The sequence below is a fragment of the Nitrosomonas communis genome (genome assembly GCF_001007935.1).
GTDB lineage: Bacteria > Pseudomonadota > Gammaproteobacteria > Burkholderiales > Nitrosomonadaceae > Nitrosomonas > Nitrosomonas communis.
On sequence record NZ_CP011451.1, the window covers coordinates 439,741 to 454,820 of the forward strand.

At 44.9% G+C, this 15,080-nt stretch carries 10 protein-coding genes and 2 pseudogenes; 5 read left to right on the forward strand and 7 right to left on the reverse strand.

Annotated features, from left to right (window positions below):
* Window positions 1–201 precede the first annotated feature (201 nt).
* The 5 genes and pseudogenes from AAW31_RS01900 to AAW31_RS01915 all read right to left on the reverse strand — a co-directional run bounded on the left by AAW31_RS01900 (window position 202) and on the right by AAW31_RS01915 (window position 5,063).
* Window positions 202–1,167 carry an ankyrin repeat domain-containing protein gene (locus tag AAW31_RS01900; protein ID WP_046848940.1) on the reverse strand — a complete coding sequence of 322 codons (966 nt, stop codon included), beginning with the start codon at window positions 1,165–1,167 and terminating at the stop codon, window positions 202–204.
* Between the two features lie 318 nt (window positions 1,168–1,485).
* A pseudogene (locus AAW31_RS19450) lies at window positions 1,486–1,780 on the reverse strand (transposase); the annotation flags it as partial.
* A gap of 109 nt (window positions 1,781–1,889) precedes the next feature.
* Window positions 1,890–3,221: an IS110 family RNA-guided transposase gene (locus AAW31_RS01905; protein WP_046848941.1), complete on the reverse strand. Its 1,332-nt coding sequence runs from the start codon at window positions 3,219–3,221 to the stop codon at window positions 1,890–1,892.
* Window positions 3,222–3,611: 390 nt separating this feature from the next.
* Window positions 3,612–4,673: an IS5 family transposase gene (locus AAW31_RS01910; RefSeq protein ID WP_046848942.1), complete on the reverse strand. Its 1,062-nt coding sequence runs from the start codon at window positions 4,671–4,673 to the stop codon at window positions 3,612–3,614.
* Between the two features lie 81 nt (window positions 4,674–4,754).
* Window positions 4,755–5,063: a UPF0149 family protein gene (locus AAW31_RS01915; RefSeq protein ID WP_046851422.1), complete on the reverse strand. Its 309-nt coding sequence runs from the start codon at window positions 5,061–5,063 to the stop codon at window positions 4,755–4,757.
* Window positions 5,064–5,433: 370 nt separating this feature from the next.
* Between AAW31_RS01915 and AAW31_RS01920 the strand changes: the two genes are divergently transcribed.
* From AAW31_RS01920 to AAW31_RS01940, 5 genes and pseudogenes are all read left to right on the forward strand, one after another.
* The gene (locus tag AAW31_RS01920) at window positions 5,434–5,727 is read left to right on the forward strand and encodes a hypothetical protein (protein ID WP_046848943.1); all 294 of its coding nucleotides are present in this window, start codon (window positions 5,434–5,436) and stop codon (window positions 5,725–5,727) included.
* Window positions 5,728–5,975: 248 nt separating this feature from the next.
* Entirely contained in the window at window positions 5,976–7,307 is a 1,332-nt protein-coding gene (locus AAW31_RS01925; RefSeq protein WP_046848944.1) for an IS110 family RNA-guided transposase, read from the forward strand.
* A gap of 72 nt (window positions 7,308–7,379) precedes the next feature.
* Window positions 7,380–8,296: pseudogene (locus tag AAW31_RS01930) on the forward strand (ISAzo13 family transposase).
* 676 nt (window positions 8,297–8,972) lie between these two features.
* Window positions 8,973–9,800: an IS630 family transposase gene (locus tag AAW31_RS19455; RefSeq protein ID WP_082110313.1), complete on the forward strand. Its 828-nt coding sequence runs from the start codon at window positions 8,973–8,975 to the stop codon at window positions 9,798–9,800.
* Window positions 9,801–10,253: 453 nt separating this feature from the next.
* On the forward strand, window positions 10,254–10,517 hold the full coding sequence (locus AAW31_RS01940) for a hypothetical protein (RefSeq protein WP_046848945.1): 264 nt from the start codon (window positions 10,254–10,256) through the stop codon (window positions 10,515–10,517).
* A 463-nt stretch (window positions 10,518–10,980) separates the two neighbouring features.
* Here the strand turns inward: AAW31_RS01940 and AAW31_RS18620 are convergent, their stop codons facing one another.
* Both AAW31_RS18620 and AAW31_RS01950 read right to left on the reverse strand, forming a co-directional pair.
* The gene (locus tag AAW31_RS18620; RefSeq protein ID WP_158441338.1) at window positions 10,981–12,771 is read right to left on the reverse strand and encodes a sensor domain-containing diguanylate cyclase; all 1,791 of its coding nucleotides are present in this window, start codon (window positions 12,769–12,771) and stop codon (window positions 10,981–10,983) included.
* 274 nt (window positions 12,772–13,045) lie between these two features.
* On the reverse strand, window positions 13,046–14,719 hold the full coding sequence (locus AAW31_RS01950) for a MutS-related protein (protein WP_046848946.1): 1,674 nt from the start codon (window positions 14,717–14,719) through the stop codon (window positions 13,046–13,048).
* Between the last annotated feature and the right edge of the window lie 361 nt (window positions 14,720–15,080).

Below are 15,080 nucleotides of genomic sequence, written 5' to 3' on the forward strand. Positions count from 1 at the left end.
AGTTTGAGGTTATGAAAATTATAAAGAAGTTATTAAGCAAACTTTTACCATTATCCGTGCATACCCTTATGAATCAGAGAAACAATAAGCATATGGATCAGTATCTCATCATAAGTAAGCCATTATGGTCTATGGTCAAACTTTCTGGTAAAACAGCCTTCTCACGAAATTTGAGCAATGGTTGAATTCAGAAAAGCTTATCTAATTGTTGGCAGTTTTAAGCAACTCAATGATCGCTGGATTCTTGGCCATATCCAATGCAGTTTTTCCGCTCGTGCTTTTAAGCTCGGGATTCGCACCTTTTGCTAATAACAATTTAACCACATCCTCATGCTCGTGGAGGGCCGCCCACATCAATGCCGTGACACCATCCTGATTCTGTTGGTCTATATTGGCTCCTCTTGCCAGCAAGGTTTCAACCGCAGCTGTTTGACCATTCTGGGCAGCCAATATCAGTGCGGTAAAATCGTTGACAGCCTTTAGATTAGGCTGTGCGCCACTGGCCAGCAAGGTTTCAACCACTGCCTGATGACCTGACAAAGCAGCTAAAATCAGTGCAGAAGCACCATTTGTGTCTTGCAAATCAGGCTCGCCCCCTTTTGCTAGCAATGCCTTGACAATTTCCAAATGACCATTCTGAGCAGCCAAGTGCAGTGCAGTCGTTTGAGTCTCGTCTTGCAAATTCGGATTGGCTCCTTTTGCTAATAAAGTGTTGACGATAGCAGTATGACCAAGAGCAGAGGCAACCATCAGCGGTGATAAACCGTTTTTGTTTTGCAGATCGGGATTGGCGCCTTTAGCCAACAGGGCATCGACTATATCCGCATGACCATTCTTAGCTGCTAGCAGCAACGCGGTTCCTCCTTGAACATTCTGGAGATCAACTGCTGCATTATTTTTCAAGAGTAAGTTCACGACAGCAGTATGTCCATTCTGCGCAGCAACCGCCAGTGCGGTAAACCCGTCAGGATTCTGCAAATCGATCTTAATATCTTCTTTTAATAATTTTTCGACAGTTGCGGTATCGCCTGTCAGGGCTGCCTTGAGGAAATCGACTTCCTTATTATCAGCGAAGCTCACCGATACCTGAATGAGCAGCATGGTTGCTATCGTTATAAAGTATAAACGCTTGAATTTCTCGCCAAGCAAAATTTTCATATTTTTCATTAATCTACCTGAATAACTTGACCTTTAATAGGGGCCAAGTATAACGCACCCCCTTTCAAGTCGTGCTATTTTTTATAAGCAAAATAACACTCACTCAAGACTGTGCTCCGACTGACCAGATCCCCCATACTATTAACAGAACTCCGCCTATTCTACAAATTAGCTGGCTCTTGCCAGGCACAATTTTTTCTGTCGTAACAAGTAAGGTGATCAGTGCCATACCTAGGGTCTGTTGACATTTCACATAGGTAGCCACAGATATCCGCACGCGATAGCTACCATACTTTCGTAATTTCGTAATTTCGTAATTTCTTTTCAATGCGTTTTAACGTAACTACAATCAATAAATTCCCACTCCCAATCTGGATCAATAATCAGTGCCTTGAAAACTTCTACTCCACTTGTTACTGGATGACCAAGCATTGAATCTCTTATAAATAGAGTTCCAGCATCCAAAAACCTCGGGTAAATCCCGCCATGGACAACCCACCCGCATTCGGTATAGCACACCTTCTACCGTCATGCGCAAACTGCGCTTGTTGAAAATCGCTTCTTGAAGCAGTATCTTCTCCAGCTTCGACCAGAATTCATCATTAAGCATCAGTCGGGGCACCGCAAACTCGTTTTGTCGGTGATGTGAAAATTTCTCAATATTACGAGTTTGCTTCTATAGGGCACCTCTTTCAAGAAACAAATGTAACACAATGGTTTTACAGCAAATATTAAGTAGCCTCAGGAACAGGGGTAAGATTAAACCCCAGCTTCCGAGCGCGAACAGTCAGATGATGCAACACGCGTTGACGATATCGCTCCTCATAGTACTCCTGCCCTTTATCGACGTACTCGGTTCCTTTCGTTAGCATCGTGTAGATCAAGCGCGCCAGTTTGTGTGCTGTCGCTGTGATTGCCTTTGCCTTGTCGAGTCTGCCACATAATCTTCTGTAATAGGCACCCAGTGCAGACTGGCTGGATTTCAATGAAACTGCCGCCATGCGCAGTGCCTGAGCCGCACGGTTCGCTGTGCGCTTGCTTGCCCCCGATAGCACTTTTCCGCCCGATATCTTTGTTCCAGGACACAACCCAAGCCACGAGGCAAACTGCTTCGCACTCTTGAACCTGCTCATGTCAGCGCCCACTTCACTCAGGACTTTCATCGCAGTCATCACTTCGATGCCGTCAATTCGCGTCAAATCAACCCCACACATGCCAATCAGATGGGCACGCAAATCAAATTTGGGAGCGTTCTTGACATTGGAGCGGCGCTTCTTCTGGCAGATCTCTACCTTGTGCACCTGAAGTGCCGCCAGCATGGTTTCAAGCTGCCGGTCACATTCGGTGAGTCGTTCGCTGTAGGCGTCATAGAGTGACATCGCTTGCTTGAGTGCAAACAGGTGTTCTTCCCGCCAATTCCCGACTAACGATTTCTCAATCTCGTCTTTGCCAGCCCGGATGCGATTGCTCTTGAGATTCGCCAGGATGTGCCCATCTCTCTCACCAGTAATGATGGCACGAACGATCTTTTGACCGGTTTCGCCCACAATATCCGAAATCACGTTCGCCAATTGTATGTTCATTTGCGCCAGAGCCTTTTGCATATGTTGCACATGTCGCGCCTGATAACGGATCAGCATATCGCGTTGACGAGATATGGCTCGTAGTGCACATATCTCATCTTTCGGACGGAATGCGCCAGACAACAACCCAAAGCTCATCAGTTGCTGTAACCATTGGCAGTCCAGTACATCCGACTTCCGGCCAGAAACATTTCTAACGTGCCGCGCATTTACTAGATACACAGTCAGCCCGCGCGACTCCAAAAGTTCATACAGTGGAATCCAGTATACCCCCGTCGATTCCATTGCCACAGTGTCAATTTCACAGGCCTCTAACCAGTCCGCTAAACCATTCAGGTCTGCGGTGAAACTCTTGAATTCCCTTACCGGCTTGTTATCTCGATCCGGCGGTACCGCCACAAAATGGCTCGCAGAGCCAATATCAATCCCCGCTGCATTCGGATGGATTAACTCCAATTTACTTCGCTTGAACTTTGCCATGACATCCTCCATTATCTCTATTGGAATGTCGCGCTGGTTCAGGTACGTCGTTGTACTCACTCTTTCAAACGGGATGTCCGTTGCCACGGACTCACCAATGTCGCCGACGTGACCCATGACCACGCTAAAAAACGGGCGGATTAGCACCAGTGATGTGTCGGTCTTCTCCAGCGCGACATTCCAACTTTATTCCTCAAGCTCTGACGCCGCTTGTTTCTTCTGCGCGCCTTGCCGCCTCTAGCGGATTACTACGCTAAAAATACCTAAAAAAAGCAAATCAATTCAACCAGGAGGGCAATTTCACTTGATTCTCAAAGTTTTTCTGTCCAATAATTAAATTTTTCTAAATTCAAGGTGATTCGGGTTGTTATCTTCTCGTTTTTGCTCCCTTTAAGCCATTTCGGGCGCACTAACCCTATCGAAACTGAAATACCCTTTTCGAATCAGCGTCGCTACATGCTTGATGTTATAGACGAGGTTGAGTAAGCCTATGTGTACTTTTGCTCTCCCATAACCTATGGTACGAATCGTGATTCCGCCCAGTTCATTCGTCATCGAACCAAACACATGCTCGACTCGTGCACGTACCCGTGATTTCTCTTTGTTACTGGATTTTTGTGCTTGCGTGAGGGGATGATTGCGAGCGCCTTTTTCGTGAATCTGACTCGTGTATTTTGAGGTGACCAGACTTTCTTCCTGTGCATTGCTGCGGTATGCTGAGTCCGCATAAATATCTGCGCCTCCCACTTCAGGGGATTGCAGCACTTCTTCCAAAACCTGACTGTCATGAATTTGCGCTGAAGTAACTTCCCATGTGGTTATCAGCTTGGTATCGCGATCCATATTGACGTGATCTTTGTAACCATAAAACGATTCGCTGTTCTTCTTCGTCCAACGCGCATCAATGTCTTTTTGCGCCAGTTTGTGGGGATTCTGTCCCCATTCAATCGGAACGGCATCTTCTTTAATCATCTTGTTTTCTTCACGTGTATTGCGTTGTTTAGGCACACTCACAAAGGTCGCATCAATGATCTGACCTGACTTCAGTTCTACCTCCAACTCTCGTAAACATTCATCGAATCTTGCAAACAGACGATCCATCAGATGGTTCTCTTTCAACTCTTCCCGGAACGACCACATGGTCTTTGCGTCAGGCACTACCCCTGCCAGACCAAGTCCCAAAAACCGCATGAAACTCAACCGGTCCCGGACTTGATACTCCAGCCGATCATCCGACAGATTATTCATTCTTTGTAATACCAGCATTTTGAATAGCATCACCCGATCAAAGGGTTTGCGGCCTGCTTCACTTTTCCGGGGCTTCGTCGTTGTCTCTGCAAGAAGATCAGCGAATAGATTCCAATCGATTATGCGATTCAGCTCTTCAAGCGGATCATTTAACTTACTTAGCTGAGCATATCGATTGTCAAGGTCAAAAAAACCGAGTTGCATGGTGAGGACTCATATCGGGGAGCATAATCTCATTATTATACATTTGAAACAACGTGTTATCCTGGACAAATCAAGAAAATACTACTTTCTCCTAACGCGCCTCATTTTATAGCTTGAATTTTTAGAGGTGCCCTCAAGGATACGCTGGGCTTGGGCTTTAGTTTTGAATGCGGGTCTATCTTGTTCTGAAGGTCCCCATATACCGGATAGCCATTCACTAGGCTTTAATATGATCGGCCCGGATACTATAGCAGTCAGATAACCATCTAGCGCCTCAAGCGCCATGGTTTCATCTGACATATCATCAGACATCAAGAAGTCATCGAGTTCATCCAATTCCTCCAGAGACAAGGGCAGGAATAGCTCGGAATTTTCGGAATTTTTTGACATGCTACCTAATCAACAAAATGTTGTATTTATTCTATCCTTTAATTCACCATGAATACCTTATCACCGCCCTAATGAGTATCAAGGCGGTCGCAAAGGTGGCCTGCGTGGCTACTGACGTCATTGCGCCGATAGCTGATGAAGATGTTTGTCATCCATTTAAAAGAAAAGTAGACGCTTTTTTTTGTTGATTAGAATATACGTTAAGCCAGATAGTTAGTCAAAACAGCAATAGAACTGTCCAGAACCATCTGTATTTACCTACATCATCAGAAATCCTGAAATAATCTAAGGAACGAGGATTCAATAACTCCAGAGCTTTGAGTTGTAAATTAAGTTGCCGCGGATAGAGTATTTCGGTTATGTTCTGACAATGAAGATAACCACCTATGCCCCGGAAGTCGAAGCGCAAATGCGCAATTTTTATCACAGCTTATCGGAAAAAGACCGCCGCCGCTATGCTGCCGTTGAGGCGGCAAAGCTGGGTCACGGAGGGATCACCTACCTTTGTCAGGTATTACACTGCGATGAAGGCACCGTTAGCCGTGGCCTGAAAGAGTTAAAGATGCCGTTGCTTGAAAAGGAGAAACGTATTCGGCAAGCAGGAGGTGGGCGAAAGTCAGTTGTGGAGACGATGGCAGGGCTGGATGAAGCTTTTTTAGCGTAGTAATCCGCTAGAGGCGGCAAGGCGCGCAGAAGAAACAAGCGGCGTCAGAGCTTGAGGAATAAAGTTGGAATGTCGCGCTGGAGAAGACCGACCCATCACTGGTGCTAATCCGCCCGTTTTTTAGCGTGGTCATGGGTCACGTCGGCGACATTGGTGAGTCCGTGGCAACGGACATCCCGTTTGAAAGAGTGAGTACAACGACGTACCTGAACCAGCGCGACATTCCAATAGAGATAATGGAGGATGTCATGGCAAAGTTCAAGCGAAGTAAATTGGAGTTAATCCATCCGAATGCAGCGGGGATTGATATTGGCTCTGCGAGCCATTTTGTGGCGGTACCGCCGGATCGAGATAACAAGCCGGTAAGGGAATTCAAGAGTTTCACCGCAGACCTGAATGGTTTAGCGGACTGGTTAGAGGCCTGTGAAATTGACACTGTGGCAATGGAATCGACGGGGGTATACTGGATTCCACTGTATGAACTTTTGGAGTCGCGCGGGCTGACTGTGTATCTAGTAAATGCGCGGCACGTTAGAAATGTTTCTGGCCGGAAGTCGGATGTACTGGACTGCCAATGGTTACAGCAACTGATGAGCTTTGGGTTGTTGTCTGGCGCATTCCGTCCGAAAGATGAGATATGTGCACTACGAGCCATATCTCGTCAACGCGATATGCTGATCCGTTATCAGGCGCGACATGTGCAACATATGCAAAAGGCTCTGGCGCAAATGAACATACAATTGGCGAACGTGATTTCGGATATTGTGGGCGAAACCGGTCAAAAGATCGTTCGTGCCATCATTACTGGTGAGAGAGATGGGCACATCCTGGCGAATCTCAAGAGCAATCGCATCCGGGCTGGCAAAGACGAGATTGAGAAATCGTTAATCGGGAATTGGCGGGAAGAACACCTGTTTGCACTCAAGCAAGCGATGTCACTCTATGACGCCTACAGCGAACGACTCACCGAATGTGACCGGCAGCTTGAAACCATGCTGGCGGCACTTCAGGTGCACAAGGTAGAGATCTGCCAGAAGAAGCGCCGCTCCAATGTCAAGAACGCTCCCAAATTTGATTTGCGTGCCCATCTGATTGGCATGTGTGGGGTTGATTTGACGCGAATTGACGGCATCGAAGTGACGACTGCGATGAAAGTCCTGAGTGAAGTGGGCGCTGACATGAGCAGGTTCAAGAGTGCGAAGCAGTTTGCCTCGTGGCTTGGGTTGTGTCCTGGAACAAAGATATCGGGCGGAAAAGTGCTATCGGGGGCAAGCAAGCGCACAGCGAACCGTGCGGCTCAGGCACTGCGCATGGCGGCAGTTTCATTGAAATCCAGCCAGTCTGCACTGGGTGCCTATTACAGAAGATTATGTGGCAGACTCGACAAGGCAAAGGCAATCACAGCGACAGCACACAAACTGGCGCGCTTGATCTACACGATGCTAACGAAAGGAACCGAGTACGTCGATAAAGGGCAGGAGTACTATGAGGAGCGATATCGTCAACGCGTGTTGCATCATCTGACTGTTCGCGCTCGGAAGCTGGGGTTTAATCTTACCCCTGTTCCTGAGGCTACTTAATATTTGCTGTAAAACCATTGTGTTACATTTGTTTCTTGAAAGATGTTAAAAAATCATACTGCCGGTTCACCAATGGATGAATCCGTAAAGTGGTCAAATTTGAGCCGCAACGAAATGGCTGAGAAGCTAAAACAGTGCGGATTTAGCGTGAGTGTGACCGTTGTTGATCAATTGCTCGACAAACATCATTTTCGCCGCCGTCAAGCCTTCAAGGTTGAAGCCGGGAAAAAGAACCTGCCGCATCGGGACGAGCAGTTCAAAAATATCGAGCGCCTCAAAGAAGAGTGCCGGGTCCAAGGTAATCCGGTGATGAGTATGGACGTTAAAAAAAAGAATTGATCGGCAATTTTTATCGCCCCGGAAAGCTCTATACCACTGAGGTCGTGCGGGTCAATGATCATGATTTTGCATCCCTGGCAGACAGTAAAATTGTGCCTCATGGGCTGTATGACATCCATCGCAAAAGCGGCTATATCGTATTAGGCACGAGCCATGATACCTCTGAATTTGCTTGCGCCTGTATCCGGCATGGGTGGTTGAACTATGGTCAACTGGACTATCCAAAGGCGACGAGTATTTTATTGCTCTGCGACTGTGGAGGCAGCAATAATGCACGCCACGCTATCTTTAAAGAGAATTTACAGAAATTGGCAGATGAATTGGCTATTGAGATTCGTATCGCTCACTATCCCCCGTACACGTCAAAATATAATCCCATAGAGCATCGATTATTTCCTCATATCACCAAAGCTTGTAGTGGAGTTATTTTTACCAGTGTCGAGCGGGTCAAAGCAGTCATGAGTAAAGCAAAAACTTCTCAGGGACTAAAGGTCTTTATCTCAATTATGGATAGGGTATTTGAAACTGGGCGCAAAGTGGCGGATGGCTTTAAAGAAAATATCACCATTGAGTTTGACCCGTTTTTACCGAAATGGAATTATGTTGCTATTCCATCTGCTTGCATAATTTCTGGGGTTATTAAATCCTGATTCCTAAATGCTACTAAATGCACGATCAGTGGATTCGATTCCGAGGAGGTTGAACATTGCCCAAAAATGAATGGTAGCGAGCATCGGTGGGAAAACCGGCAGAAGTGACCCAAAAAAAGATCCGATTAAGCTCCGCCGGTATCGGATGGGGAAGAAGTATGCTATTCCTCCTCGAAATCGCTCTACCTCTACAGCAAGCCGTTATGCGTGCGCTGGGCCAACCTGCGCCTTATCCTTTCTCTGAATTGTAGCAGGACTGTTTCATCGGCACTTACTGCCGTTGCATTGCCTCCATGGTTACGGCTAGGTTTTAATTCGATGCTCTTGTAATAGTAGAATCTCTGCACCATAAAGGAATACCCTGCTCATGGGCATCTTCCAATCAGCTTTTTCCCAAAATTCCATTCCCCAACAAAGCGAATAACGGTATCTAGGCTTATTTAATTCGGCTATTTTTCAGCATCCATCTCAATAGATGTTTACTTCTATTCCCATAGAAGGCGATCAGTTTCAGGCAATTGCCACTTTTTTTATTTTGACCAGATCATTAATGAATAAGAAGAAGGGAGGATAGTCGATTATTGCGGAAAGCTCGGTATCCGATTCAGCTGCGCTATCCTCTACGATCTGATCAATAATTATAGCATGTCCCCTATAAATTGATTATAATTTACAGATGACCTATCCGATATTATTTCGCCGTAAAGTATTATCCGTTCGTGAGAAGGAGAACCTCTCAATCGCGCAAGTGGCCAAGCGTTTTGGTGTAGGGGTCGCCAGCGTGATGCGTTGGATCAAAACTCCCGATCCCAAGACCACCCGCAACAAACCTGCCACCAGGATCAACATGGAAATGTTGGCGCAGGACATCAAGAATTATCCGGACGCGTATCAGTACGAGCGCGCCAAACGGTTGGGTGTCAGCAAGCAAGGCATTAACCATGCTTTAAAGCGTCTGGGCGTGACTTATAAAAAAAAAAGCCTGTGTCACCCCAAAGCCAGCGAAAAAGAGCGGCGTATCTTCCAGCAAAAAATTGAAGACTATGAGCGAGCAGGCCGCGTTATCGTCTACCTTGATGAAAGCGGCTTTGCGCACGACATGCCACGCACGCATGGCTATGCGCCAGTGGGTGAGCGCGTCCATGGCGTAAAAAACTGGCATGCACGAGGTCGAACCAATGTGATTGGCGCTCTCATCGGAAAGACGCTGCTGACCATAAGTCTGTTCATCGCCAATATCACCGCTGACATTTTCTATGCGTGGATAACGCAGGACCTGTTGCCTAAACTTTTGCCCGCTTGCGTGATTGTCATGGACAACGCAACCTTTCATAAACGGCAGGATATCCAAACCGCCATTGCCAATGCCGGGCATACACTTGAATACCTACCGCCTTATTCCCCTGACTTAAATGACATTGAACCCAAATGGGCTCAGGCCAAAGCCATCAGAAAAAGGGAAGGTTGTTCCATCGAGCAGCTCTTTGCCGCTTATGAAATTTAAATCATTTTATATGGGATCTGCTATATCTATTGATGACTGGCGATTTCCAAGGTAACAGGCAGGATTTGGCTTGCTGTTGGTATCTGGATATTTCGAACATTTAAATAGCGCTATCTAAAGAACTTTGTTCAACACTATGTTCAGTTTGTATAGTGTACCGAAGTACGATTGGCAAGAGATAGGTGGTTTATCAAAATGTCATATGTCAAATAAATTGACATGCATTTAATTTAGGAATTGAAACCTTATCTTACCCAATCACTATCCCTCATCCTCCAATATATAAAGAAAAATTTCACTTATTCACTTTTTAAAGAGTTTCCTTATAAAAAATTAAGGTATGCGCTTATTTTTATTGTTTGAAATGCCATATACGATCAGTAAACAGATAAGGAGCTATGTAAATATTTTGATGAGGCTAGGAATAGTTAAATATTTCTAAGGAGAAATAAAATGAATATGTTTAATAATAAAACAATATTTTTAGTCATCCTTATTGCATTTGGTACCTCCGGACATGTATCGGCAAATTCAATAAATGTCTCTGCCAGTGGAGCTAACTCTTCAAAGATTACTGCTATTGATAGCAGCATTGAGCAAGATAACTTTCAAGCAAAACAACAGGTTCAAACTCATAAGCAAGCTCAACTACGACAACAAATGAAACCCAAGAAAAACAAAAAATTTCAAAGAACTATTTACCCTATGTTCCCATAGTTCAAGCGTGACTTAAATGAGTGGGTCATCAAGACGGCTTGAAAAATAAAAGGTAAAAACCATTCTGGCCATTTTCTCAGGTTTTACACAACGACTTGTACAATATGGCCACCGTAGCATTAAGCTAATCCACAGCAACACAAACTTTTATGGTGAAATTAGGCAATTATCAGCAGGATACGATAATAAAACTTTCCATTGCGTTCTCTAAATGTAGAATCGATCGGGAGTGATTATGTGCAAAATAAAGCATCCCCGCAGCAAGCTGCGGGGAATGAAACCCAGAAAAGACTAAAAACTTATCGAATATGACCCATCAGTACTGGCGTAATTCCGTTTCTAAATCAAAACTAACTTTATCGGATTCACTTTGCTGTATTATTGATACGTCTGCGGTTCACCTTCGCGTCATTTTGGATTTGGAAATGGAATAACTAGCCCAACTCTACTGGACCATTCTCTACTATTTTGGATTCATTTCGGGAGAAGAGAACCAGTAGCTATTGCGCCCACTCTTTTTGGCATGATACATCGCCATATCACTATTTCTTAGCAATGTCTCTACATCGTCTCCATCGTGCGGGAAGAGAGCAATACCAATACTGCCGCCGATATGCAATTCCTTCCCATGAATATAGAACGGCTGGGCCAATTCATTTAATATTTTTTGTGCCACCACTTTCACTTCCTGGCTATCTCTGATGTTTTGCAAAAGTATAATAAATTCATCTCCGCCATGACGCGCTACCGTATCAGCGCTACGTATAATTGCAGTTAGCCTTGCTGCTACTTCCTGTAACAGCAAATCACCTATTGCATGCCCCTGCGAATCATTAATGCTCTTGAAACGATCCAAATCAACAAATAACACCGCTGCCTGTTCATGTGTACGGCGGTCATGAGCCAGTACCTGTTTAATGCGGTCGTGTAGTAAATAGCGGTTAGGCAGGCCGGTTAGTCCATCGTGGGTCGCCATCTGGGTAATGCGTTGCTTTGTCTGCTTCTGCTCAATCCATCTTCCCAGATCACTTGCGATCGTATCGATCAAATCTTGTTCTTCCGGTAGCCAGAAGGGCCGTTCTTCACTATAAATGACATATAACCATCCATAAGCATCACCGTTGACTAGGATCTGAGCTTGCAGCCTATGCATTAAATTCTTATTGTATCGATCAGAAACAAATTGCTTATCGCCAAGTTTGATCATGACAGAGGTGATTTCCGGAAACTGCATTGCCTTTATCAAACGCACGATGACTTTTTGGTAAAACTCTTCCTCCTGTAAATTACGGTCCATATCGCGACGAATTCCATGCAGACATTGGCATTCCTTTAAACGTTCCTGTGCTTTTTTCTCGGAACGGGCCAATTTGCGCATTAATGGCAATACCAGCCAGAACAATAGTAGTAATCCTGTGATTATTAGCACAAAAAGAAACACTGCGATGATTTTTTCCTGTTCACTCATCGCGCTGCAAAACTCTTCCTTATCCAGTACCATCGTCATACCAAGCGAGCTCACCGGAGTAAATGATGCCACTACGGGTGCTTGACGGTATCCATTCGTAGTAACCATGCCTGATTTCCCATCCAGCGCGTAACTCATAAGCGATTTTGTCTCTTTGATGTCACGTGGCATCCGCTCGAATTTAATAAAATCAGCATTACTCACAAGACATACCATTTCCTGCCCTGCTACTTCTAGCGTTTCGCACAATTTGAGCTCAGCGCTTTTACCGATTTCATTGATTTCTCTGAGATAGCTTGTTAGCTGAGGCAGTCTTTTTTCCGTTGTGATGCTTCCGATAGGAAGCTCGTACTGGTCCAGCACATCTTTTTTAACATGCAGAATAAGCTCATTATCATCCCATGCCAGAAACAAGTCATGGTGGGCATGCATCGGAAATTTCTTGGTTTGATTTTGGGAGAGATAACCCTTTTGCATTACTTCATTGCCATTAATATTAAATACAGTCGCTGCTGTAATACCTGCCAGGTGTAAGGAATCCATTTTTTGTTTCAGACCACGCATGGCGTGATCACTATCTGGCTCTGCATTAAGTTGCTGCAAAACCTCAACCAGGAGGGGATGGGTTGCCAATGCACTTGTTTCTGCCCATCCTGCTTCAATCTGGTTCTCAAAAAAATGTACTTTATTCTTCAATGTGATTTCGATGCTTCTGCTAAGTGCAGATTCAATTTGGGGTCTCACCAGACTATAGACTGCAATGCTTGCCACCAGCGTACATCCCACAACTAACAAGCTGTTGGCAATACAGATTTTAAAGTCATCACGTTTTGAAAATAAACCGTGTCGCAAAGGAAACCTAAGCATATATATCGTAGTGCAGTATGGTAGTTTTCTGTGTCATATATTTATGTACGGCACCTCTAAAAATTCATATTCAGCCACAATACTTCGTTATTCACAAAAAATTTTTCCTTACCTATCAGGATATGTCGCGTCAACATGTTCTGTTATCGCCTTGTTATGTCTATAACTCTGAATTTGGAGAGGCGCCCTACTGTTAATCCTTCTCGGATACAGCTGAATCTTCTAGTGCCGCAAGATGCTTTTCTACATCTTCTTTACTGAAACCGATAGCACTCGCCACACGATCAGCATGACTCTCCCGAGATATCCCTGAGATCAAGCGGTGAGTTGGGCCTTCTGGTAAAAATTCGACTTGTAAATAGCTGCCGATGCCCTCGCTTTGTAAACGTTCACACAGCTCGTGGTTATGAGTCACCAGTATGGTCGTTGCGCCGAGCTTATGAAAGCCCTTCAGTACATACTCGGAGAGCGTCATTTTTTCTTCAAAGGTAGTCCCTTCCGCCAGCTCATCAAGCACGACCAGGCTGAGGGCAGTCGAATTGAAAAAAATTTCGCGGGTTTGTTTCAGCTCGTGAGCAAAACGCCCCATCCCTTCCTCCAAGCGTCCTGGCTCAGGTACTTGATAAAAAATATGCTCTGCTGGTACTAACCGCCCAGCCGTTGCGGGAATATAGCTCCCCGTTTGTGCTAACAGTTGAATCTGCACGACAGTTTTGCAATAAGCGGTTTTTCCCCCGCTATTCGGCCCGGTGATAATCAGCAAGCGGTTGGCTGCATCCAGTTGGATATCATTAGGAATATAGTCTGGTTGCATTCTGGCAAGCAATGGATTTTTTGCATCTATAACAGTAAGCGTGTGTTGCCCTGCTTCGATGATTTCAGGCAATACCCTTTCCCCATTGATAGACTGAGCATAGCGGTGCAGAGACAGCAATTCATCAATCATGCCAAGCGCTTCCATTGCTTTAGCCAGATCAGGACTTTGCCGGAAAAGTCTTTGCAAAGGATAAATCACGGAATCCCGGTCGGAAGAACTGACAGCCTGCATGATAATGGGAATGATCGGTATGGCAAGTATCAGCATGCCATAGCCAATATAATTGGCCCCTAACTCAACCAGCATATTCTGAAAGAAATAAAGCAGGCCACTAACAATGGCTAAAAAAATCAGTGTAGGCAGCCATTTGAACACAGAGGGCCGAAAGCGGGGAACAGGCAAGTAAGGCGGTTTCTCTTCCTTGGTTTTAAATTTACCATCGATCACATAAATTGGGCCATGCATTAAAGCGTAAATTCGGGAATTACCAAAATCACGAATGGCTTGAATCATTTCCTGCAAATACGTACTTTGCACGGGTGGCAGCGAATCCGTTTCTTCAACCAGACTAACCGCAAATTCGGTTCCATCAATAAACTGATGATAGCCATAGCCACCAAATTCCAGTTTTCCTGTCTTATTTTTGGGATTATCTGTGGTCAATCCACCCGCAAACTCTCCATAGAGAAGATAATAGAGAGATTCTTCCTCCGACATCATTTTCTTGATGAAGCTATCAAGTGCTGCAAATAGCTCGGGATTGGCTGCTAACTCGCGTAGCGCTTCCTGTTTTTTCTGGAGCAATTGTACATTATGGGTAGGTCTAGCCAATGAGCGATAAAGTATCGATTGCCCTATCTGCGTTTCAGCTTGATTGATTTCATCAAATAAAGCATCCGCTTCTATCGCCTGGAATGTTTTGCGATCCAGTACACCATAATCAGTGTCAATTGGCCGCGTATCCCGTATGCCTGCAGGCTGCTTACCACTCGATAAAATGAATGGTGTGCGCCCAATGGAAATGGAGTTGGATTCTGTCGCGTCATTCATAGCTATTTCCTAGTTTTGACAAAATAATGCTTGTAATAATTTGCATATTGGTAACTTTATCTGATTCTATCTAATACCTGGTTATATTTGGATAACATGCCGGGCCGAAAAATTAACCCATCTATTGTCCACCTGCACTCATCCATAACGAGCACAAAATGAGATTACTGAAACAAAATTAATTTCGCCCAATTACAATATATAAAGTCTCTCATGCCGGCTGCCAAGCTATTGGCAGTCGAAATTTTCCGGGGGTTAAGAATCTAGCATATCCATGCCGTCTATGCGTGGCATAATCAGGCAAAACGATTCTGACGTAATCAATGATAAATTTACCTCATAATAATTGATAACAATCTAT